The sequence below is a fragment of the Croceibacterium mercuriale genome, assembly GCF_000802385.1.
Lineage (GTDB): Bacteria > Pseudomonadota > Alphaproteobacteria > Sphingomonadales > Sphingomonadaceae > Croceibacterium > Croceibacterium mercuriale.
Genome location: NZ_JTDN01000002.1, coordinates 1,044,686 through 1,066,802, shown reverse-complemented (window position 1 = coordinate 1,066,802; position 22,117 = coordinate 1,044,686). Strand labels below are relative to the sequence as shown.

At 68.3% G+C, this 22,117-nt stretch carries 16 protein-coding genes; 7 read left to right on the top strand and 9 right to left on the bottom strand.

Annotated elements, in window-relative coordinates:
* Positions 1-3 precede the first annotated feature (3 nt).
* Together PK98_RS14345 and PK98_RS14340 are read left to right on the top strand one after the other, a co-directional pair.
* Positions 4-3,276: an efflux RND transporter permease subunit gene (locus PK98_RS14345; RefSeq protein WP_039097479.1), complete on the top strand. Its 3,273-nt coding sequence runs from the start codon at positions 4-6 to the stop codon at positions 3,274-3,276.
* Positions 3,273-4,766, top strand: coding sequence for an efflux transporter outer membrane subunit (locus PK98_RS14340; protein WP_039097478.1), 1,494 nt, complete (start codon positions 3,273-3,275; stop codon positions 4,764-4,766). Before PK98_RS14345 ends, PK98_RS14340 begins: the two co-directional genes overlap by 4 nt.
* A gap of 112 nt (positions 4,767-4,878) precedes the next feature.
* Here PK98_RS14340 and PK98_RS14335 read toward each other — a convergent pair whose 3' ends face one another.
* Positions 4,879-7,302 carry a TonB-dependent receptor gene (locus PK98_RS14335; RefSeq protein WP_039097477.1) on the bottom strand — a complete coding sequence of 808 codons (2,424 nt, stop codon included), beginning with the start codon at positions 7,300-7,302 and terminating at the stop codon, positions 4,879-4,881.
* Positions 7,303-7,578: 276 nt separating this feature from the next.
* Between PK98_RS14335 and PK98_RS14330 the strand changes: the two genes are divergently transcribed.
* From PK98_RS14330 to PK98_RS14320, 3 genes are read left to right on the top strand one after another with little or no spacing between them, the layout of a single operon-like run.
* Positions 7,579-8,601 carry a S66 peptidase family protein gene (locus PK98_RS14330; RefSeq protein ID WP_407637627.1) on the top strand — a complete coding sequence of 341 codons (1,023 nt, stop codon included), beginning with the start codon at positions 7,579-7,581 and terminating at the stop codon, positions 8,599-8,601.
* 55 nt (positions 8,602-8,656) lie between these two features.
* A complete protein-coding gene (locus PK98_RS14325) occupies positions 8,657-10,141 on the top strand; it encodes a YifB family Mg chelatase-like AAA ATPase (RefSeq protein WP_039097476.1) in 1,485 nt (494 codons plus the stop codon).
* Between the two features lie 10 nt (positions 10,142-10,151).
* Positions 10,152-10,580: a GNAT family N-acetyltransferase gene (locus PK98_RS14320; RefSeq protein ID WP_039097766.1), complete on the top strand. Its 429-nt coding sequence runs from the start codon at positions 10,152-10,154 to the stop codon at positions 10,578-10,580.
* Here the strand turns inward: PK98_RS14320 and PK98_RS14315 are convergent.
* The 5 genes from PK98_RS14315 to galE all read right to left on the bottom strand — a co-directional run bounded on the left by PK98_RS14315 (position 10,571) and on the right by galE (position 15,339).
* Positions 10,571-11,206 (bottom strand): glutathione S-transferase family protein, encoded by a 636-nt coding sequence (locus PK98_RS14315; RefSeq protein ID WP_039097475.1) that lies wholly within the window; start codon positions 11,204-11,206, stop codon positions 10,571-10,573. The two genes, PK98_RS14320 and PK98_RS14315, sit on opposite strands and share 10 nt — an antisense overlap.
* Positions 11,207-11,220: 14 nt before the next feature.
* Positions 11,221-13,407: a spermidine synthase gene (locus PK98_RS14310; RefSeq protein WP_039097765.1), complete on the bottom strand. Its 2,187-nt coding sequence runs from the start codon at positions 13,405-13,407 to the stop codon at positions 11,221-11,223.
* Between the two features lie 84 nt (positions 13,408-13,491).
* Positions 13,492-14,109 carry an HAD family hydrolase gene (locus tag PK98_RS14305; protein WP_039097474.1) on the bottom strand — a complete coding sequence of 206 codons (618 nt, stop codon included), beginning with the start codon at positions 14,107-14,109 and terminating at the stop codon, positions 13,492-13,494.
* A gap of 8 nt (positions 14,110-14,117) precedes the next feature.
* Positions 14,118-14,243 (bottom strand): type B 50S ribosomal protein L36, encoded by a 126-nt coding sequence (ykgO, locus tag PK98_RS14300; protein ID WP_003046794.1) that lies wholly within the window; start codon positions 14,241-14,243, stop codon positions 14,118-14,120.
* 88 nt (positions 14,244-14,331) lie between these two features.
* Entirely contained in the window at positions 14,332-15,339 is a 1,008-nt protein-coding gene (gene galE, locus PK98_RS14295; RefSeq protein ID WP_039097471.1) for a UDP-glucose 4-epimerase GalE, read from the bottom strand.
* Between the two features lie 96 nt (positions 15,340-15,435).
* On the opposite strand from galE, the gene PK98_RS14290 reads away from it, so the two are divergent.
* Positions 15,436-16,050: a hypothetical protein gene (locus tag PK98_RS14290; RefSeq protein WP_039097470.1), complete on the top strand. Its 615-nt coding sequence runs from the start codon at positions 15,436-15,438 to the stop codon at positions 16,048-16,050.
* A complete protein-coding gene (locus tag PK98_RS14285) occupies positions 16,047-17,177 on the top strand; it encodes a M14 family metallopeptidase (RefSeq protein ID WP_039097469.1) in 1,131 nt (376 codons plus the stop codon). The genes PK98_RS14290 and PK98_RS14285 overlap by 4 nt, the downstream gene beginning before the upstream one ends.
* 68 nt (positions 17,178-17,245) lie before the next feature.
* On the opposite strand, the gene ftsH is transcribed toward PK98_RS14285, so the two are convergent.
* From ftsH to PK98_RS14270, 3 genes are all read right to left on the bottom strand, one after another.
* Positions 17,246-19,219 carry an ATP-dependent zinc metalloprotease FtsH gene (gene ftsH / locus PK98_RS14280; RefSeq protein WP_039097468.1) on the bottom strand — a complete coding sequence of 658 codons (1,974 nt, stop codon included), beginning with the start codon at positions 19,217-19,219 and terminating at the stop codon, positions 17,246-17,248.
* A 100-nt stretch (positions 19,220-19,319) separates the two neighbouring features.
* Positions 19,320-20,921 carry a carboxyl transferase domain-containing protein gene (locus tag PK98_RS14275; protein WP_039097467.1) on the bottom strand — a complete coding sequence of 534 codons (1,602 nt, stop codon included), beginning with the start codon at positions 20,919-20,921 and terminating at the stop codon, positions 19,320-19,322.
* Complete coding sequence (locus PK98_RS14270) at positions 20,918-22,078, bottom strand: acyl-CoA dehydrogenase family protein (RefSeq protein WP_039097764.1); 1,161 nt, start codon at positions 22,076-22,078, stop codon at positions 20,918-20,920. Before PK98_RS14270 ends, PK98_RS14275 begins: the two co-directional genes overlap by 4 nt.
* Positions 22,079-22,117: the final 39 nt, after the last annotated feature.

The window sequence follows — 22,117 nt, the reverse complement described above, 5'->3', positions numbered from 1 at the left end:
TCCATGTCACGGTTCTTCATCGACCGGCCCATCTTCGCATGGGTCATCGCGCTGGGCATCCTGCTGTCCGGCATCATCGCCATGCGCGCCCTGCCGATCGAGCAATATCCTGATATCGCCCCGCCTGCGCTGCAGATCACCGCGACCTATCCCGGCGCCGACGCCGGCACGCTGGAGCAGAACGTCACCCAGGTGATCGAGCAGCAGCTGAACGGCGTGGACGGCCTGCTGTACATGAACAGCAGCAGCGAATCGAGCGGCACCGCCACCATCACCGTGACGTTCGAGGCCGGCTCGGACATCGACATCGCGCAGACCGATGTGCAGAACCGGCTGAGCACGGTCGAGGCGCGCCTGCCGGAGGACGTGCGCCGCAACGGCATCACCGTACGCCAGTCGAACAGCAGCTTCCTGCAGGTGGTCGCCCTGACCAGCCGCAGCGGGCAGATGAGCGGTATCGATCTGGGCAACGTGGCCACGCAGCAGGTGCTGGACGAATTGCGCCGCGTCCCGGGCGTCGGTGACATCCAGCTGTTCAGCTCCGAATATGCCATGCGCATCTGGCTCGATCCGCAGAAGCTTGCCTCCTTCAACCTGTCGCCGCTCGCCGTGCTGCAGGCCGTGCAGGAACAGAACACGCAGACCGCCGGCGGCCAGCTGGGTGCGAAGCCCTATGTCGACGGTCAGCAGATCAACGCCACCATCGTCACGCAGAACCGCTTCTCGGCGGTGGAGGAATTCGAGAACATCATCCTCCGCTCCGAAACGGGTGGTGCCATCGTCCGGGTGGGCGATGTGGCCCGGGTGGAGATCGGTGCGTTCACCTATGGCTTCAGTTCCACCCTGAACCAGCAGCCGGTGGCCGGAATGGGCATCCAGCTGGCAACCGGCGCCAACGCGCTGGACACGTCGGAAGGCATCCGCACCCGGATGGAGGAACTGGGCGGCACCCTGCCGGGGGATGTCGCCTGGAGCATTCCGTACGACACCACCCCGTTCGTCACCATCTCGATCGAGGAAGTGGTCAAGACGCTGGCGGAGGCCATGCTGCTGGTCTTCCTCGTCATGTTCCTGTTCCTGCAGAACTGGCGCTCCACCGTGATCCCGACGCTGGTCGTGCCGATCGCGCTGTGCGGCGCCTGCCTGGGGCTGTGGCTCGCCGGTTTCTCCATCAACACGCTGACATTGTTCAGCATGGTGCTGGCGATCGGCATCCTGGTCGACGACGCGATCGTGGTGATCGAGAATGTCGAGCGGATCATGCACGATGAAGGGCTGGACCCGGTGCGGGCGACCCGCAAGGCGATGGACCAGATCACCGGCGCCATCATCGGCATCACGCTGGTGCTGATCGCGGTGTTCGTGCCGATGGCCTTCTTCCCCGGATCGACCGGTGGCATCTACCGCCAGTTCTCCGTCACGCTGGCGATCTCCATCTTCTTCTCCGCATTGATGGCGCTGACCCTGACCCCGGCCCTGTGCGCGACCTTCCTGAAGCCTGCGCCCGCCAAGCACGGGCCGGCGGGCGACGAAGGCGTGGTGCCGGAACAGCAGGCGCCGGTCCGCGCCGGCTGGCGCGGCCGGATGGATCGCGTCGTCAATGGCGCGAAGCGCTTCCTGGGCAAGTTCAACATCTGGTTCGGGCGGATGACGGACAAGTATGGCCGGGCCAACGATCGCATCCTGTCCCGCCCGCTGATCGCCATGGCAGCATTCCTAGCGGTCTGCGCTCTGACGATCCTGCTGTTCATGCGCCTGCCCACCTCCTTCCTGCCGACGGAGGATCAGGGCGAGATGCTGGTGGTCGTCCAGGCACCGCCCGGATCGACGGAGGAGCGGACCGACGCCACGATCGCGCAGGTCGAAGCCTTCCTGAAGGAGTCGCCGGAAGTGCGCGACTTCTTCACGATCCGTGGCTTCAGCTTTTATGGCCAAGGTCAGAACAACGCCCTGATGTTCGTGCAGCTGACTCCGTGGGACGAACGCACCGCGCCGGAAAGCAGCGCCGGCGCGCTGGTCGGACGAGCCATGGGCCGGCTGATGCAGCTGGACCAGGGCCTCGCCTTCGCGATCCAGCGGCCGCCGATCGCGGCGCTGGGCAATGCCAGCGGTTTCCAGCTGAAGCTGGTGGACCAGCAGGGTGTCGGCCGCGCGACGCTGACCGCGGCGCGCGACCAGCTGCTGGGCGCCGCTGCGCAAAGCGATGTGGTCACCAATCTGCGGCCGGAGGAACAGGCCCCGACACCGCAGCTGCGCGTCAACATCGACCGGGTGCAGGCGCGGGCGCTGGGCCTGGCCATCAGCGATGTGAACGCCGCCTTGTCCATAACCTTCGGTTCCGCCTATGCCAACGACTTCACCCGGCAGGGCCGGGTGCTGCGCGTCATGGTGCAGGCCGATGCGCCCTATCGCATGACGCCGGACGACGTGCTCGCCCTGCAGGTACCGAATCAGGATGGCGACCTGGTGCCATTCAGCACCTTCGCCACCGTGGAATGGACCGCCGCCCCGCCGACCCTGACCCGTTACAACGGCTACCCCGCGCTGACCCTGTCGGGCGAGGCGGTACCCGGCGGATCCTCCGGCGCGGCGCTGGACGAGATGGAGCGGCTGGCGGCCGAGCTGCCGCCGGGCATCGGCTATCAGTGGACCGGCCTGTCGTTCGAGGAAAAGCAGGCTGGCGGGCAGATCGGCCTGCTGCTGGGCCTGTCCGTCGTGGTGGTGTTCCTGCTGCTGGCGGCCTTGTACGAAAGCTGGGCGGTGCCCCTGTCCGTGCTGCTGATCGTGCCGGCCGGCGTGCTCGGCTCCGTGGTGTTCTCCATGATCCGGGGGCTGTCGGCCGACGTCTACTTCAACGTGGGCCTCATCACGATCATCGGCCTTGCCGCCAAGAACGCGATCCTGATCGTGGAGTTCGCGATCGAGGAGGAGGCGCGCGGCGAGAGCGTGATGCAGTCGGTCAAGGAAGCGGCCAAGCTGCGCCTGCGCCCGATCATCATGACCTCGCTCGCCTTCATCCTGGGCATGGTCCCGCTGGTGATTGCCTCCGGCGCCGGCGCCGCCAGCCGCATCGCGGTGGGTACGGGCGTGATGGGCGGCATGATCGCGGCCACCGCCATCGGCATCTTCGTGATCCCGGTGCTGTACCTGCTGGTGCGCAAGTATCTCAGCCGCAAGCAGCCCGCCGCCGCCGGGGAGATCGACGACCACAATCCCGGGCAGGGTCCGGCCGGGCCGCAAGGTCCCGGCGCCCGCCCGGCAGGAGAACCCGCATGATCCGCCGCCGCAATCTCGCCACCACCAGCCTGCTGGCGCTGGCGCTGGCCGGCTGCGTCAATCTGGCGCCCGATCATGCGCGTCCGGGCCTGACGACCGAACCGGCCTATGATCCGGCCTACCAGCCCGATGGCAGCGTGGTCGCCAGCCGGCTGCCGTGGCGCGACTTCTTCGTCGATCCGCGGCTGGAAGGGCTGATCGCAACCGCGCTGCTGAACAACCGCAACCTGCTCGCCGCCACCGCGCGGATCGAACAGGCACGGGCGCAGTACCGCATCCAGGATGCCGCCCGCCTGCCGACCGTGGGCGTGAACGGCTCCGCCGCCCGTTCGCGCACGCCGCTGGGCACCATCCCCGGCTTCGGCACGGCCCCGGTCACGGATCAGCCGGGCGACGGCGGCGAAGTCGTGGCCGATCCGCCCAGCTCGATCACGCTGAACCGGTTCGACGTCAATGTCGGCGTGACCTCGTTCGAGCTCGACTTCTGGGGCCGGGTCGCCAACCTGTCGGAGGCGGCGCGCGCCACCTATCTGTCGACTGAGGCCGCACAGCGCGCCTTCTACCTGTCCCTGATCGGCGACGTGGCCGAAACCTATTACCAGCTGGTGGAGACGCAGGAGCAGATCGCACTTGCCCGGCAGACCGCCGACAGCCGCCGCGAAGGCCTGCGCATTGCCGAACTGCGCCTGAACTCGGGTGTCGAAAGCGCCCTGCCCACCCGCCAGGCGGAAGCGCTGCTGACGCAGGCCGAACAGCAGGTGCAGGCGCAGGAACTGACCGAAGCGCAGCTGACCAACCAGCTGGCCGTGCTGGTCGGCGGCCGCGTGCCCGGCATCCTGCCCGCCGGGCTGACCCTGAACGAGCAGGAGAACGGGCTGGAGATCGATGCCGGCCTGCCGTCCGACCTGCTGCTGGCCCGGCCGGACATCATCCAGGCAGAAGAGGAACTGCGTGCGGCCCGGGCCAATATCGGCGCGGCGCGCGCGGCGTTCTTCCCGTCCATCTCGCTGACCGGCAGCTTCGGCTTCTCCTCGGTCGAGCTGGACAACCTGTTCACCGGCAGCAACCAGGCCTGGTCGTTCGGCCCGTCGATCAACCTGCCGATCTTCGACTGGGGTGCCCGCGAAGGGCAGCTGGACTTCGCCCGCGCCCGCGAGGTGGAAGAGGTCGCGCAATACGACCTCGCCGTGCAGAACGCGTTCCGTGAAGTGTCAGATGCCCTGGCCGGCCGCCGCTGGCTGGCGGAACAGGTCCGCACGCTGGAGCGCGGCGTCGTGGCGCAGGAGGAGATCGCCAACATCGCCCGGCTACGTTACCGCGAAGGCGTGGCGGATTTCCTGGAAGTGCTGGATGCCGAACGCAGCCTGTTCACCGCACAGCAGGCGCTGCTGACCACCCGCCGCGCCTACCGTGCCAATGCGGTCGTGCTGTATGTGGCGCTGGGTGGCGGCATGCTGGCGCCCGACGCCGTGCCGGCTACGGAGCGCTAGCGCCGCCATCGGGTGCTTCGACAGGCTCGGCATGAGCTGGGTTGATGGTCTCCACCCGTCCTGAGCCTGTCGAAGGAAGCCCGCGCAGCTTCGGCCGCGCGCGCCCCTTATCTCAGAAGCTGTAGCCCACCGTCACGCCGTAGGTACGCGGCGGCAGGTAGGTGGCCCCCAGCAGCCGCCCGGTCGCCAGCGCGAAGGTGCTGCCCACCCGGTCCACATTGGTGAGGTTGCGCACCCAGGCCTGCAGCCGGATGCCGTCGTCGCCCGCAGCCCAGTTCAGCGAGGCGTCCACCATCGCGTAAGCCGCCGTGCTCTCGATCTCGCGCTCGAACTCCGTGAAGTAGGTCCGGCTCTTGTAGGAGACGTCGCCCATCGCGGTCAGCACGCCGCCGGCCAGATCGAAATCGTGCTCGGCGTGGAAATTCCACGCCCATCGCGGCGTGTTGCGCAGCTGGTTGCCGGCTAGCTGGATGTCCCCGCCGCCCGGCGCGCCGAAGGCGGTCGGGTTCGGGTTGGTCACCGGATTGTAGGCGGGTGTGCCCGGCGTCAGAATGTTGACCGGGTTCAACGGGTCCAGCGTCAGGTAGTCCTGGAACTTGGCATCGGTGTAGGCGACCGCGGCGCTGATGCGGAACTCCGGCGTGAGGCGGCCGAACAGGTCCAGCTCGAACCCCTTGGCGGTGGTCTCCGCCGCGTTCTGGAAGATCGTCTGGTACCCGGTAGGTCCGCCGGAGATCGTCTTGTTCAGCTGCAAGCCCTGCAGGTCGTAGGTGTAGGCCGCCAGGTTGATGGCGAAGCCGTTCGCCAGCGTGGCCTTGATGCCCAGCTCGTGGTTCTGGATCGTCTCCGGATCGACGATGGTGGTGCTGCCGGCCGAGTTCTCGCCGCTGCCCGCCTTGAAGCCTTCGGCATAGGTGTAATAGACCAGCAGGTCCGGCATGGCCCGCCATTCCAGCCCGACTTCGGGCGTGAAGTCGCTGAAGCTGCGTTCCCGGAACGTGCCTTCGGTGGTGTAGCGGATCACCGGTCCGCGGCCGCCGCCGGCGATCACTATGGACGGGTTGGCGCTGTCGATCTTCTCGTGGCTGTAGCGGCCGCCCAGCTTGAGGGTCAGGCTTTCCAGCGCCGGGCTCAGCAGGCCCAGCCCGATATTGGCCTGCCCGAAGACGGCATAGGCATCGGTGCCGAGGTTCGACCGGGTGCAGACGCGCTTGGGCGCGATCACCGTGCTGCCGCCGGTCACGTCATCCGGGGAATAGCCGCAGAGGGCATAAGCTTCCGCCAGATCGATGCCGGCGGCCCGCAGCAGCGGAATGTTGCTGGCCATGCCGTTGCGGCGCGACAGGCCGACATTGTCGATCGGACGCTGGCGTTCATGGAAGTAGAACCCGCCCACGATCAGGTCGAGGAAATCGACGGAGTAGTTCAGCTGCAGCTCGTTGCTGTACTGCTCGCTGTCGATCCGCCGCTCCTGCACGGTGGTCGCCTGCCCGGTCGTCTGCAGGCTGTTGATCACGCCGGACAGATCCAGGTCCTGGAACAGCGAGGTGTCGAACTTGCGGTAATTGGCGATGTTGGTCAGGCTCAGCGTGTCGCTGATGTCCACGTTCAGCGTGCCGGTGAAGCTGTAGCTTTCGGTGTCGGTGCCGACATCCACTTCGGAGGCCAGGTCGCGCGGCCGCGTGGCATACCCGCCCACGCCCAGCGGGGCGAGCCGGGCCACGTTCGGGAAGGACGCGGCCAGGTAATGCACCGCGCCCGAATGATCGTCCTGCCGGAAATACTCGCCTGTCAGCAGCAGCTGCGCCGCCGTGCCCAGGTCGAACTGCAGGTGACCGCGCAGCATCCGGCGATTGAGGTCGTCCACATCGTTGCCGGTCACCGGATTGGTGCCGAAGCCGTCGCGATCTTCCGTCTTGCCGGCGATGCGGAAGGCGATGCCTTCGGTGATCGGCCCGCTGATCGCCGCCTCGGTGATCAGGTTGCTGTAATTGCCGAAGGTGACCCGGCCATACCCTTCGAAGGTGCGCGTCGGCTTGGCGGTGATCAGGTTGATTGAACCGCCGGTGGCGTTGCGGCCATACAGCGTGCCCTGCGGCCCGCGCAGCACCTCCACCCGCGCCAGGTCGAACAGGCTGGTCAGCTGCGCCTCCGCCCGGCTGACCACCGCGCCATCGACATGCAATGCCACGCCGGTGGCATTGCCGGTGGTGGAGGTGTTGGCGCCCACGCCGCGGATGAAGATCTTGGCCTGATTGAAATCGTTGCCGAAATTGACGGAGGGGACGATCGTCTGCAGGTCGGACAGGTTGTTGACCTGCGCCTCCACCAGACGGTCCGTGCCGATTGCGGTGATCGCGGCGCTGACATCCTGCAGCGCCTGCTCCCGGCGCTGGGCGGTCACGATGATCGCATTGCCATCCGCGGTGCTGGCGGCGTCGTTCGCCGGCGTAGCGGTGCTGCTGGCCTGCGCGAAGACCGGCTGGGCAAGCATGGCCCAGAGGATGGCACTGCCCGCGCCGAGAAAAACCCGCATGTCTGACCCCCATTCCTGTTGTCCGCCGCGATTAGCAGGGGATGGTTCGCATGGATAGTAGCAGCATGTTCACGAATGCGAAGCTTAGCGGAGCGACAGCAGAGAACGCACGCTCATGACCTGTTCGCGTATGTGAAATATCATATATTCCCCATGGATCTTGCAGCTGTAGCCCGGTTCTGCTGCTGGCGGCGGCTGGGCGACCGCACTATGCCCGGTCGCGGACGCAACCATGATCGGGGTGGTTTCACAGGCATGAAGGTTTCACGCAGGCACATGCTGGGCACCCTTGGTGCGGGCGGGGTGATGGTGGCGGGCGGCAACCTGCCGCTGCTGGCGCAATCCCCGCGCCGCACCCGCGCTCCCCGGCTGCGCGCCGGCGACGTGGTGGGTCTGGTCGCCCCCGCCGGCTTTCTGGCCGACCGGTCCGAGCTGGAGCTGGCGGAAGATGCCATGCGCGCCATGGGGCTGGAGCCGAGGCGCGCCGCCAACATCCTCGATCGCCATGGCTATCTGGCGGGCACCGACGCGGCGCGCGCCGCCGGGATCAATGCGATGTTCGTCGATCCGGCCGTGCGGCTGGTATTCAGCGTGCGCGGTGGCTGGGGCTCGGCGAGGATCCTGCCGCTGCTGGATTACGCCGCGATCCGCCGTGATCCCAAGGTGCTGGTCGGCTTCAGCGATGTCACCGCGCTGCATCTGGCGCTGCAATCGCAAGGGGTGGGCTTCCCGACGATCCACGGCCCGAACGCCGCCGGCAGCTGGCCGCTCTCCAGCTGGGAGCCGCTGCGCGCGCTGCTGTTCGATGGCGCCACCCCCACCTACGGCCCGCCGCCCGCGGCAACGGACCGACTGATCGACCGCGCCGCGCGTGTGCCCGTGTTCGGCCCCGGCACGGCAGAGGGCCCGCTGCTAGGCGGCAATCTGACTGTCCTGTCCGCACTGGTCGGCACGCCCTGGCTGCCTGATTTCACCGGCGCGATCCTGTTTCTGGAGGAGACCAACGAGGCGCAGTACCGCATCGACCGGATGCTGACGCAACTGGGCCAGGCCGGCATCCTGCCGCGCCTTGCCGGCGTGGTGTTCGGGCAATGCACCAACTGCACCGATCCCGGCGGCTACGGCAACTTCACCCTGTTCGAAGTGCTGGAACAGCACCTTGCCCCGCTGGGCATTCCGGCGTTCCAGCTGCCGCTGTTCGGCCATGGCGGGCAGCAGGCGATCCTGCCGGTCGGCGCCCGCTGCCGGATCGATGCCGGTGCGGGCACGATCGCACTGCTGGAGCCGGTGGTGGCCTGACCCCCTCGACACCGCCGACTGCCACGCTACAAAGCATGGAACAAAGGGGGACAACGTGGTCGCACTGGTATCGACGGTGGCCTATCTAGGGCTGGAGGCGCGCGCGGTCGAGGTGCAGTGCCAGCTGGCGCCGGGCATGCCGCGCTTTGCCGTGGTCGGCCTGCCGGACAAGGCGGTCGGCGAAAGCCGCGAACGGGTGCAGGCGGCACTCAGCGCGATGGGGCTGGCCTTGCCGCCCAAGCGGATCACCGTGAACCTGTCCCCGGCCGACCTGCCCAAGGAAGGATCGCATTACGACCTGCCGATCGCGCTGGCGCTGCTCGCCGCGATGGGCGTCACCGATGCCGAGCAGCTGGGCGAGTATGTCGCGGTGGGCGAGCTGGCGCTGGATGGGCGCATCGTCGCCAGCCCCGGCGTGCTGCTGGCCGCGCTGCATGCCCGCGGCGCCTCGCAGGGGCTGATCTGCCCGGCGACACAGGGCGCGGAAGCCGGCTGGGCCAGCGGCGTGCCGGTGGTCGCCGCGCCGGATCTCGTCAGCCTGCTGAACCACCTGAAGGGCACCGCCGCCCTACCCGCCCCGCCACCGGGCGAGGTGGCGCCGCGCCGGCCAGGGCCGGACCTGCGGCAGGTGAAGGGACAGGAGACCGCTCGCCGCGCGCTGGAGATCGCCGCCGCGGGCAATCACAATCTCCTGATGGTCGGGCCGCCAGGCTCGGGCAAGAGCCTGCTCGCCAGCTGCCTGCCCGGCATCCTGCCACCGCTCTCTCCGGCGGAGGCGCTGGAGGTGTCGATGGTCGCCTCCGTCGCCGGTGCGCTGGAAGGTGGGCGGATCAGCCGGGAGCGGCCATTTCGCGCGCCGCATCATTCCGCCAGCATGGCCGCACTGACCGGTGGCGGTCTGCGGGTACGCCCGGGCGAGATCAGCATGGCGCATCTGGGCGTGCTGTTCCTGGACGAACTGCCGGAATTCCAGCGCCCGGTGCTTGATTCGCTGCGGCAGCCGCTGGAGACCGGCCGCGTCGATGTGGCGCGCGCCAACGCCCATGTCAGCTATCCCGCACGGTTCCAGCTGATCGCGGCGATGAACCCGTGCCGCTGTGGCAGCGCGGAAGGCTGCCGCCGTGGCCCGCGCTGCGCGGCTGACTACCAGGCGCGGGTCAGCGGGCCGATGCTCGACCGGATCGATATGCATGTGGAGGTGCAGCCGGTGCGCGCCATCGACCTGGCCGGGCCCGCCGCGGCGGAGCCTACCGCCACCGTGGCCCAGCGGGTGGCGACCGCGCGCGAGGTGCAGCGCGCCCGCGGCGTGCGCGCCAATGCGGAACTGGAGGGCACCGGCCTGGAACAGCACGCCACCCCGGACGAAGCCGGCCAGGCGCTGCTGCTGCAGGCGGCCGAGGCGCTGCGCCTGTCGGCCCGGTCCTATACCCGCGTGCTGCGTGTAGCCCGCACCGTGGCCGATCTTGCCGGGGCGGAGCAGGTCGGCCGCGTGCACGTGGCGGAAGCGCTCAGCTATCGCCGGCGGGAGACGATGGCGTGAGGGGATGGTCATGACGCTGCGCATCACGACGCCGGATCATCCGTCCGACCTCGACCGCGAGGCGGTGCTGGCGCCGCTGCGCGCCTACAATGTCAGCCACGCCGGCGATCCGCGGATCCGGCCCGTCGCCATCCTGCTGACCGATGAAGCCGGCAACCGGGTCGGCGGGCTGTGGGGCCGGTGCGGCTATGACTGGCTGTTCGTGGAACTGCTCGCCGTGCCCGAGGAGCATCGTGGCGGCGGCTACGGCAGGGCCCTCATGCATCAGGCCGAAACTATCGCCCGCAGCAATGGCTGCGTCGGCATCTGGCTCGACACATACGAGTTCCAGGCGCGCGGCTTCTACGAGAAGCTGGGTTTCGAGATCTTCGGCACGCTCGACGACCATCCTGTCGGACAGAAGCACTTCTTCCTGCGCAAGCGTCTGCCTCAGGCGTAGGCGTACGGTCCGCCTGCCTTCAAGGCGGCCTGATATGCCGGCCGGGCATGGATAGCGGCCAGCCAGCGCATCGTGGCCGGGCGGCTTTCGCCCAGCCCCGCGCGGCTGCGGGCCGCTTCCAGCGGGAAGCTCATCATCACGTCGGCGGCGGTAAACGCATTGCCGGCGAACCATGGCCGGTCCGCCAGCTCCCGCTCCACATAGTCCAGGTGCACGTCGACCATCGGCTGCACCTTCTTCTGCGCGGCCTTGCCGAACAGCGGCACGCGGCCGAGCACCAGCTTCAGCAGCAGCGGCGGCATCAGCGATCCTTCGGCATAATGCAGCCACTGGCGGTACTGCAGCGCCGCCTCGCGCTCCGCCGGTGGACCCAGCGCGCCGCCCTTCGCCACCAGATATTCGACGATCGCGCCCGTCTCCACCAGCGTCTGGGTCGCGCCGGCATCATCGTCGTCCACGATCACCGGCGACTTGCCCAGCGGATGCACCGCCTTCAGCTCCGGCGGTGCCAGCATGGTGCGGCGATCACGCTCGTATCGCTGTACCCGATAGGGCAGGCCCAGCTCCTCCAGCAGCCACAGGACGCGCTGCGACCGGCTGTTCTCCAGATGATGCACGATGATCATGGCAGGAACTCCGGTCAGAACCGCAGCAGCGGCAGCAGGGACGAACGATCGTCGGTCCAGGCCTCGGGCGCGGGCGGCGGCAACGCCTCCCACGCCTCGGGCGCGCCTGCACGCATCCGCTCCAGCGTGGCGGGGTCGCGCGACAGGGCGATCCAGATGGACGGGCTCAATCCCTCCCCCTCGCCCGGATCGTCGCGCAGCACGCCGCCCCAGCCCGCGGCCGCAGCCTGCGCGGCAATCACCGGTGCCAGGTCGAAATAGCGGTTGGAAATATGCACCAGCAGCACGCCGTCCGGCGCCAGCGCAGCCCCGTAAGTGGCGAAGGCCTCCGTCGTCAGCAGGTGGACGGGGATCGCGTCCGAGCTGAAGGCATCGACCGCCAGCAGGTCCAGCCCGCCCGGCGGCGCGCCGGCCAGGCTGAGCCTGGCATCGCCGATCACCACGCGGGCCTCCGGCGCGCAATCGCGCAGGAAGGTGAAGGTCCCGGCGCGCGAATAGGCCAGCACCTGCGGGTCGATCTCGAAGAACGTCCAGCGCTGGCTGCCCCGGCGATAACAGGCGAGCGTGCCCACCCCCAGCCCGACCACGCCGATCCGCGCCTCGGGCTGCGCGGCCGCCAGCGCCAGGCCAACCCCGCTCTGTGGCCCGTAATAGCCGGTCGGGGCGAGATGCCGCGCCGGTTCGAGCCATTGCTCCCCATGCATGGTGGTGCCATGATTCAGGCGGCGCAGCCGGCCGTCTTCCGTGTTCGTGATGCTGTAGACCCCGAAATAGCTGCGTACGCGCCCACCACCGGCGCTGAGCGCCAGCGTGGACATTCCGCCATGCCCCAGCAGCAGCAGCGCGAAGATCGCGGCGAAGGCTGTACGGTGCCCGGTAACGGTCATGCCCAGGAGCACGATGGCGGTGACGAGCAGGAAGATGTCCGCCCCGTTGCCCGCCTCCACCGCCCGCGACAGCTGCCAGGCCAGCACGGCGGCGACGATCACCAGTGCTCCGGCCAGCAGGTGGCGCCGGCGGCCCGCACGCCAGAACTGTCCCACCCGGTTGACCAGCGCCGCCTGCGGGATCAGCAGCGCCGCGGCGAGCAGCAACAGCGGATGCTCGTACACCCAGTCGAACAGCACCGGCGCCAGCAGCGCGGCGAAGATGCCGCCCAGCGCACCCCCCGTCGCCAGCACAAGGTAGAACAGCGTCAGCCGTGCCGGCTCCGGCCGAAGCCGGTACAGCCGGCCGTGCAGCGCCACCGCCAGCACGAACAGCAGCGCCACCATCGCCAGCGCGACTGCCGGGTTGGACTGCCCGCCGCTGATCATCGCCAGCCCGCCGATCATCAGCAGCAGCACCGCGGCATAGCGGTTGAGAATCGCCAGCCAGATACTCTCGCCCGCGGTAAAGGCGACGGTGAAGGACAGCAGGTAGATGGCAAGCGGGATGACCCACAGCAGTGGCATGGCCATCAGGTCGGTGGTCAGCAGCGTGGTGGTGGACAGCAGCAGGCCCGACGGCACCGCCGACAGCGCCAGCCACAGCGCAATCGTGCGCATGGGCAGCGGATCGGTGGGCCTGGCCTGCGGCTCCGCCGCCGCCGGCGCATGCCATCGGGTGGCAGCGGCGAGCGCCGCCAGGACCACCAGCAGCGCATAGCCGGCCGCCCACAGGCCCGTCTGCACGCTGACGGCGTAGGCCCGCTCCAGCCAGAAGGGGTAGGCGATCAGCCCGGCGAAGCTGCCCAGGTTGGACACGGCATACAGGCGGTACGGATCACGCCCCTCCGCCCCGGCGGCATACCACCGCTGCATCAGGCTGGACTGCGCGGACAGCAGCAGGAACACCGGGCCGACCGTGGCCGCGAACAGGGCCGGCACCCACACGACCTCCCAGCCGGACACCGGTGGTGGCAGGTCGGCCAGCTGCAGCGGCAGGGTCACGCCGGCCAGGGCCAGCAGCGCCACATGGGCGAGCGCCTGCCGCCGCACCGGCCAGCGTGACAGCAGATGGGCGTAGAGGTAGCCGCCCAGCAGCAGCAGCTGGAACACCACCATGGCGCTGTTCCACACCCCCGGCGCCCCGCCCAGCAGCGGCAGCGCCATGCGCGCGACCATCGGCTGCACCAGGAACAGCAGCAGGCTGCCGGTGAAGACGGTCAGGATGAACAGGGGAAGGCGCGCCTTGGGGGCGGACAGGCTGGCTACGGGCACGGCCCCTGCCTGCCGTGCATGGGACAATGCCGCAAGTGCGAATGCGTGAAGCAGCGGGCGGGGCAACCCGCCGGCCATCGGACCTCAGTCCAGCAGACCTTCCGCCAGCAGCCGCTGTTCCAGTCCCGCGGCGCCGGTGAACAGATGGGTGTGCCAGCCGCGCGCGGCAGCGGCGGCGATGTTTTCCGGCTTGTCGTCGGTGAACAACAACGCCTCCGCCGGCAGGCCGAAGCGGCGCTCGGCGATGGCGTAGATCGCGGTGTCGGGCTTGATGCAGCGCTCGTCACCGGAAACGACGATGTCGCGGAACAGGTCCAGCAGCGGCTGCGTCGCGCGATACTGCGCAAAGAACTCGGTGCCGAAATTGGTCAGCGCGAACAGCGGCACGCCGCGCTCATGCAGACGTTGCACCAGCGCGAAGCTGCCGGGCACATCGCCGGGGATCGTCTCCAGGAAACGATCGCGATAGGCGTCGAGCAGTACGGCATGGTCGGGATATTCCGCCTGCCGCGCCGGCACCATGTCGGCCAGCGTGACACCCGCATCATGTTGCGTGTGCCAGTCTTCCGTGACCACGTTGGCCAGGAACCAGTCAAGTCGCGCCGGATCGTCGATCAGCGGCGCAAACAGGTGGCGCAGGTCCCATTCGATCAGGACCCGGCCGATGTCGAACACGACCGCCCGCGGCTTGCCGGCGGCCATGTGCAAGATCAGCCTTGGCGCGCCTTGAAGCGACGGTTCGTCTTGTTGATCACGTAGGTGCGGCCGCGACGGCGGATCACGCGGTTATCGCGGTGACGGTCCTTGAGCGACTTCAGGCTGTTGCGGATCTTCATGAGCTCTTCCAACAAAACAAAAGGCACCGAAACCAAGCCGGTGCCTGCATATCACAGGCCGTGCCGTTAAGTGCGGCACGGCGACGAGTCAAGCATCCGGCCGCAGTTCGGCCAGCCGGCGTTCCCATGCCAGGGCGTGGGTGACGATCTCCTCCAGCCGGTCATGCTGCGGAGACCATGGCAGCGTCGCCTTGATCCGGCCCGGATCGGACACCAGCGAATCCGGGTCGCCCACGCGCCGCGGGCCCAGCACCCGCTCGATCTTCATGTTGGTCACCCGGTCCACGGCATCCAGGACCTCCAGCACGGAGAAGCCCCGGCCATAGCCGCAATTCATGGTCAGCGAGCGGTCCGGCTCCGCCAGCAGCGCATCCAGCGCCAGCACATGCGCGTTCGCCAGGTCGCTGACATGGATGTAGTCGCGCACGCCGGTACCGTCGGGCGTGGCATAGTCGGTGCCGAACACACCCACATTCTGCCGCTTGCCCAGCGCCGCCTCCACCGCGACCTTGATCAGGTGCGTGGCGCCGGCGGTGGACTGTCCGCTGCGCCCCTGCGGATCGGCGCCGGCCACGTTGAAGTAGCGCAGCACGCAATAGTTGAGCGAATGCGCCGCGGCGGTGTCGGCCAGCATCTGCTCCGTCATCAGCTTGGACCAGCCATAGGGATTGATCGGCCGCTTCGGGCTGTCCTCCGCAACCGGCGATTCCTCGGGAATGCCGTAGGTCGCCGCGGTGGAGGAGAAGATGAAGTGCGGCACGCCCGCATCCACCGCCGCCTGCATCAGCGCGCGGCTCTTCACCGTGTTGTTGGCGTAATATTTCAGCGGGTCGCTGACCGATTCGGGCACGATGATCGATCCGGCGAAGTGCATGATCGCGCGGATGCCCTGTTCCGCGAAGATGCGGGCCAGCAGGTCGGCATCGGCGATGTCGCCCTGGTAGAAGGACACCCCCCCGGGCACGGCGAAGCGGAAGCCGGTGGACAGGTTGTCTATCACCGTGACCGGCCAGCCGCGGTCGCGCAGGGCCAGTACCGCGTGGCTGCCGATATAGCCGGCCCCGCCGGTCACCAGAACAGGGATCGGATCGCTCATGCACTGCTCCCACACCGCGGAAACCGCAGCTGGTGCTGCACTGCATCAAATCGCATGAACAATGCAACCGGTCGCGAGCCGCTTTGTTGTACCGGTATGAGAACCCCCGCCCTAGCCTCCGCCGCCCTTGCCGCCCTGCTGCTGTCGGCCTGCACCACGCCCGCCTATGTCTCCCCGGTAGAGGTCACGCGGTTCACGGGGGCGGCGCCCGCGCAGCTGGGTCGCGGCCCGATCACCGTGGTGGCAGCGCCGGGCGATGTCGGGGCAGATTCACTGGAGTTCAGCCTGTACCGCAACGCCGTGGCGGCGGAGCTGGGCCGGCTGGGCTACACCGTGACGGGTGGAACCAGCGCCGGCGGGCAGGTTGCGGAGATCGTGCTGGAGCGCGGAGTCAACGCGCCGCTGACCACCGACCGGCAGGGTCCGGTCAGCGTGGGTGTCGGCGGCGGCACCGGCGGCTACGGCTCCGGCCTGGGGGTCGGCATCGGCATCAACCTGGGCGGTGGCGGCAGCCGTGATACGGAGGAGCTGTACCGCCAGCTGCGCGTCATCATCCGGTCCGGCACCACGCCGCTGTGGGAAGGCCGGGCGAACTTCACCGCCAGCAGCAACAGCGACTATGCCGGGGAGCAGGCAGCCGCCGGCCGGCTGGCGCAGGCGCTGTTCCAAGGGTTCCCCGGCGAGTCCGGAGCGACTATCGAGGTGCGATGAACCCGATCCACATCGACGCCGCCTTCGACAGCGGCAATATCGAAGTCGTCGCCATCGACGCCGCGACTGCCACGCTGACCATCCGTCGGGACCATCAGTCCGACTTCTTCCAGTGGTTCCACTTCCGGGTCGCGGGCACGGCCGGGCAGGCGCTGACGCTGCGCATCACCGGCCTGAACGCCTCCGCCTACCCCGGTGGCTGGCCCGATTACCAGGCCGCCGTGTCGGACGACCGGCAGTTCTGGGGCCGGGCGGACAGCAGCTGGGATGCGGGCGAGGATGGCGGCACGCTGACGATCCGCTACATCCTGTCGGGCGACCTTGCCTGGTTCGCCTACTTCGCGCCCTATTCGCTGGAACGGCACCACGATCTGGTGGCCGACAGCGCGGGCGCGGAAGGCGTGACCTATCGCTGCCTGGGGCATAGCCTGGAAGGGCGGGCGATCGACTGCCTGGTGATGGGCGAAGGCACGCTGCCGGTCTGGCTGTTCGCGCGCCAGCATCCGGGCGAGAGCATGGCCGAATGGTGGATGGAAGGCGCGCTGGAGATGCTGTGCGACCCGGCCGACCCGGTGGCGCGCGTGCTGCGACAGAAATGCCGCATCCATGTGGTGCCAAACTGCAACCCGGACGGTTCGGTGCGCGGCCATCTGCGCACCAATGCCGCCGGCGTGAACCTCAACCGCGAGTGGCACGAACCCACGGCGGAACGATCGCCCGAGGTGCTGGCGATCCGCAATGCGATGGACGAAAGCGGCGTGCGCTTCGCCATGGACGTGCATGGGGACGAGGCGATCGCCGCAAACTTCATGGCCGGCTATGACGGCGTGCCGTCCTGGACCGACCGGCTGGGCGCGGAGTATGACCGCTATTGCACGATCCTCGACCGGCGCAGCCCGGACTTCCAGACGGAGATCGGATATCCCAAGACGCCCGCGGGCAAGGCAAACCTGTCCATGAGCACCAACCAGCTGGCGGAGCGGTTCGGCGCCTGCGCGATGACGCTGGAGATGCCGTTCAAGGACAATGCGGACCTGCCCGACCCGGTGCAGGGATGGAGCCCGGAACGGTCCAAGCACCTGGCGCGCGATTGCCTGGCGGCGCTGGCCGAATGGCTGGAAGCCTGAAGTAGTCTCGGCTCCATGAAAAACGGGGCGGTGTTGCCACCGCCCCGCATAGCTTCACAGGCGCTTCGTCAGATCCCCTGCGGTGTCGCGTCACCGCTGAAGCGACGGCCGGACTTCGGGATGGCGGAACCGCGTACCGGCTGCACCAGCGATGGTCCGCTCGGCTGATCTGGGCGGTCGATGCGACCGCCGTCGAGCAGCTGCTTGATCTCGTCGCCGGTCAGCGTCTCATATTCCAGCAGCGCCTGCGCCAGCAGCTGCAGCTGGTCCTCATGCTCGGTCAGCAGCTGACGGGCACGGGAATGACCACCTTCAACCAGGTTGCGGATTTCCTCGTCGATCAGCTTGTTGGTCTCGGCGCCCGCCATCGTGCGGCTGGTGCCGCCCATGCCGAGATAGCCTTCCTGCTGGTCCTCGTATTGCAGCGGGCCCAGCCGGTCGCTCATGCCCCACTTGGTGACCATGTTGCGGGCCAGGCTGGTCGCATACTGGATGTCGCTGGAAGCGCCGCTCGACACCTTGTCATGGCCGAAAACGATCTCCTCCGCCACGCGGCCACCCATGCTGACCGCCAGGTTGGCGTGCATCTTGTCGCGATGGTACGAGTAATTGTCCCGTTCCGGCAGGCGCATCACCATGCCCAGCGCGCGGCCGCGCGGGATGATGGTGGCCTTGTGGATCGGATCGGACGCGGGCTCGTGCACGGCGACGATCGCATGGCCGGCCTCGTGATAGGCCGTCATCTTCTTCTCGTCGTCGGTCATCACCATGGAGCGGCGTTCCGCCCCCATCATGACCTTGTCCTTGGCTTCCTCGAACTCGGCCATGGCGACCAGCCGCTTGTTGCGGCGGGCGGCCAGCAGCGCGGCTTCGTTGACCAGGTTGGCCAGGTCCGCGCCGGAGAAGCCGGGCGTACCGCGGGCGATGGTGCGCGAATTGACGTCGGGTGCCAGCGGCACCTTCTTCATGTGCACCGCCAGGATCTTCTCGCGCCCGTCGATGTCGGGCACGGAGACGACCACCTGCCGGTCGAACCGGCCCGGGCGCAGCAGCGCGGGGTCGAGCACGTCGGGCCGGTTGGTCGCGGCGATGATGATGATGCCTTCGTTCGCCTCGAAGCCGTCCATTTCGACCAGCAGCTGGTTCAGCGTCTGCTCGCGCTCGTCATTGGAATTGCCGAGACCGTGGCCACGGTGACGGCCGACGGCGTCGATCTCGTCGATGAAGACGATGCAGGGTGCGTTCTTCTTGGCCTGTTCGAACATGTCGCGCACACGGCTGGCGCCGACGCCCACGAACATCTCCACGAAGTCGGAGCCGGAGATGGTGAAGAACGGGACGCGTGCCTCACCCGCGATGGCGCGGGCCAGCAGTGTCTTGCCGGTGCCGGGCGAACCGACCAGCAGCGCGCCCTTGGGGATCTGGCCGCCCAGCTTGGAGAAGCGCTGCGGATCCTTCAGGAACTCGACGATCTCCTGCAGTTCCTCGCGCGCCTCGTCGATGCCGGCGACGTCGTCGAAGGTGACACGGCCCTGCTTCTCGGTCAGCAGCTTGGCCTTGCTCTTGCCGAAGCCCATCGCGCCACCGGCGCCGCCACCCTTCTGCACCTGCCGCAGCGCAAAGAACGCGACGCCCAGGATCAGCAGGAACGGCAGGGTCTGCACCAGGATGTACAGCAACAGGTTGCCCTCTTCCGGCGCAGTGCCGGCGTAGCTGACATTGTTCTGGTCCAGCAGCGTGGTCAGTTCCGTGTCATTGGGCACGGGCACGGTGGAGAAGCTGGAGCCGTTGCGCAGCGTGCCGGTGATCCGGTCGGGCGCGATCTGCACATCCGCCACTTCGCCAGCGGCGACCTGCGTGCGGAAGTCGGAATAGCGCAGCTGCGTGCCGGCGGTGTTGGGGGAGCCATTGAACATCGACACCACCAGCAGCAATGCCAGGAAGATGCCGCCCCAGATCAGCAGGCTTTTGACCCACGGATTGCCGTTGCCGCCTCCGCTGGGGCCATTGCCGCTGCTGTCCGGGTCGCGATTGGTGCTCATGAAGAATCCTCGAAAGGTGCTCCACGACATGTAGGGGCGCAGGGGTGAATGGCAAGCGAACGGGGTTTGCCGGCCAGCCATCCTTTCCCGGCCCCGGACCCTACATGCGGAACACGCCGAAGCGCGGTGCCTCCGGGATCGGTGCTTCCAGGCAGGCGGACAGCGCCAGGCCCAGCACGTCGCGGCTCTGCACCGGGTCGATCACGCCGTCGTCCCACAGGCGGGCGGTGGCGTACCAGGGATTGCCCTCCGCTTCGTACCTGTCGCGGATAGGGGCCTTGAACGCCTCCAGCTCCTCCGCCGACCAGGTCTCGGCATCGCGGTGTACGGTGGCGAGGACGCTGGCGGCCTGTTCGCCGCCCATCACGCTGATGCGGGCATTCGGCCAGGTGAACAGGAAGCGCGGGGAATAGGCGCGGCCGCACATGCCGTAATTGCCGGCACCGAAGCTGCCGCCGATCACCAGCGTGATCTTGGGCACCTGCGCCGTCGCCACCGCGGTCACCAGCTTGGCGCCGTGACGGGCGATGCCTTCCGCCTCGTACCGGCCGCCGACCATGAAGCCGGATACGTTCTGCAGGAACAGCAACGGGATGCCGCGCTGGCAAGCGAGTTCGATGAAGTGCGCGCCCTTGGTGGCCGACTCGCTGAACAGCACGCCATTGTTGGCCAGGATGGCGACCGGCATGCCCCAGATATGGGCAAAGCCGCACACCAGCGTGGTGCCGTACAATGCCTTGAACTCGTGGAACTGCGATCCGTCCACCAGCCGCCCGATCACCTCACGCACATCATAGGGCGCGCGCACGTCTTCCGGGATCAGCGCGTACAGCTCCTCCGGGTCGAGCACGGGCGGGCGGGGCTCGGCCAGTTCCAGCACGGCGCCGGGGCGCTGCGGCAGGTGGCTGACGATGTCGCGCAGGATGGCGATGGCATGATCGTCGCTCTGCGCCAGATGGTCCACCACGCCCGATTTGCGCGCATGCAGGTCTCCGCCGCCCAGCTCCTCCGCCGTGATGCGTTCGCCCGTGGCGGCCTGCACCAGCGGCGGGCCGGCCAGGAACACGGTGCCCTGGTTGGCGACGATGACGCTTTCGTCGCTCATCGCCGGGACATAGGCACCGCCGGCGGTGCAATTGCCCATGACGCAGGCGATCTGCGGGATGCCCGCCGCGCTCATCCGCGCCTGGTTGTAGAAGATGCGGCCGAAATGGTCGCGATCGGGAAACACATCCGCCTGATGCGGCAGGTTGGCCCCGCCGCTGTCGACCAGATAGATGCATGGCAGGCGGTTCGCCTCCGCGATTTCCTGCGCGCGCAGGTGCTTCTTCACGGTCAGCGGGTAATAGGTGCCGCCCTTCACCGTGGCATCGTTGGCCGCCACCATCGCCAGCCGGCCGGAGACGCGGCCGATCCCGGCGACGATGCCGGCGCCGGGCACCTCGTCCCCATACACGCCGCCCGCCGCCAGCTGGCCGATCTCCAGGAATGGCGAACCGGGATCGAGCAGCCGCTCCACCCGCTCGCGCGGCAGCAGCTTGCCGCGCGCCTGGTGGCGGGCGCGTGAGGTTTCGCCGCCGCCCAGCGCCGCCCGGGCCACCCGTGTCCGCAGCTCGGCCGCCAGCGCCCGATTATGCGCGGCGCGGGCCTGCGCCTCCGGGCTGGTGGCGTCCAGCTTGCTGGCAATGGTCGGCGCGGTCATGCGCCGATCAGTTCCCGTCCGATCAGCATCCGGCGGATCTCGTTGGTGCCGGCACCGATATCCAGCAGCTTGGCATCGCGCAGGTAGCGTTCGACCGGGAAGTCGAGCGTGTAGCCTGCGCCGCCCAGCGCCTGGATCGCCTCGCCCGCAACGCGGAAGGCGTTCTCGCTCGCCAGCAGGATGACACCGGCGGCATCGAACCGGGTAACGCTGTTGTCGGTGCAGGCCCGGCACACCGCATAGGTGTAGGCCCGCGCCGATTGCAGCGCGACATACATGTCCGCCACCTTGGCCTGCATCAGCTGGAACGTGCCGATCGGCTTGCCGAACTGCTTGCGTTCCCGCACGAACGGGATGACCACGTCCAGGCAGGCCTGCATGATGCCCAGCTGCACGCCCGCCAGCAGCGCGCGTTCATAGTCCAGCCCGCTCATCAGCACGGCCACGCCGCCGCCGATCTCGCCCAGCACGTTGGCATCGGGCACCACGCAGCCGTCGAACAGCAGCTCGGACGTGGGCGATCCGCGCATCCCCAGCTTGTGGATCTTCTGCCCGACGGCGAAGCCGGGCATGCCGCGCTCCACGACAAAGGCGGTGATGCCGCGTGGTCCCGCATCGGCGTCGGTCTTGGCGTAGACCACCAGCACGTCGGCCACCGGGCCGTTCGTGATCCAGAACTTGTGGCCATCCAGCTTCCAGCCGCCATCCACCCGCGTTGCCGCCATCTTCATGGACACGACATCGGACCCGGCACCGACCTCGCTCATCGCCAGCGCGCCGACCTGGTCGCCGGCGATCAGCGGGGGCAGCAGGCGGGCCTTCTGCTCCGCATTGCCCCAGCGAGCGATCTGGTTGATCGCCAGGTTGGAATGGACGCCGTAGCTGAGGCCGACGGAGGCACTGGCGCGGCTGATCTCCTCGATCGCGATGACATGCTCCAGATAGCCCATGCCCAGGCCGCCATCCTCCGGCGCCACGGTCAGGCCATGCAGGCCCATCTCGCCCATCAGCGGCCACAGTTCGGCCGGGAACCGGTCTTCGCGGTCGGTTCGTTCCGCCAGCGGCGCGACGACCTCGTCGGCGAAGCGGGCTACGCTGTCCTGGATGGTGGACGCGTCATCGGACAGCGCCCAGTCGAACGGGGGGGTCGCTCGCATGATTGGCATTCCTCTCGCAACTTTTGTTATGCCGCGCAT

Coding starts and splice junctions, on each gene's coding strand:
- PK98_RS14345 (WP_039097479.1), top strand. CDS start 4: ATGTCACGGTTCTTCATCGACCGGCCCATCTTCGCATGGGTCATCGCG.
- PK98_RS14340 (WP_039097478.1), top strand. CDS start 3,273: ATGATCCGCCGCCGCAATCTCGCCACCACCAGCCTGCTGGCGCTGGCG.
- PK98_RS14335 (WP_039097477.1), bottom strand. CDS start 7,302: ATGCGGGTTTTTCTCGGCGCGGGCAGTGCCATCCTCTGGGCCATGCTT.
- PK98_RS14330 (WP_407637627.1), top strand. CDS start 7,579: ATGCTGGGCACCCTTGGTGCGGGCGGGGTGATGGTGGCGGGCGGCAAC.
- PK98_RS14320 (WP_039097766.1), top strand. CDS start 10,152: ATGACGCTGCGCATCACGACGCCGGATCATCCGTCCGACCTCGACCGC.
- PK98_RS14315 (WP_039097475.1), bottom strand. CDS start 11,206: ATGATCATCGTGCATCATCTGGAGAACAGCCGGTCGCAGCGCGTCCTG.
- PK98_RS14305 (WP_039097474.1), bottom strand. CDS start 14,109: ATGGCCGCCGGCAAGCCGCGGGCGGTCGTGTTCGACATCGGCCGGGTC.
- ykgO (WP_003046794.1), bottom strand. CDS start 14,243: ATGAAGATCCGCAACAGCCTGAAGTCGCTCAAGGACCGTCACCGCGAT.
- galE (WP_039097471.1), bottom strand. CDS start 15,339: ATGAGCGATCCGATCCCTGTTCTGGTGACCGGCGGGGCCGGCTATATC.
- PK98_RS14290 (WP_039097470.1), top strand. CDS start 15,436: ATGAGAACCCCCGCCCTAGCCTCCGCCGCCCTTGCCGCCCTGCTGCTG.
- PK98_RS14285 (WP_039097469.1), top strand. CDS start 16,047: ATGAACCCGATCCACATCGACGCCGCCTTCGACAGCGGCAATATCGAA.
- ftsH (WP_039097468.1), bottom strand. CDS start 19,219: ATGAGCACCAATCGCGACCCGGACAGCAGCGGCAATGGCCCCAGCGGA.
- PK98_RS14275 (WP_039097467.1), bottom strand. CDS start 20,921: ATGACCGCGCCGACCATTGCCAGCAAGCTGGACGCCACCAGCCCGGAG.
- PK98_RS14270 (WP_039097764.1), bottom strand. CDS start 22,078: ATGCGAGCGACCCCCCCGTTCGACTGGGCGCTGTCCGATGACGCGTCC.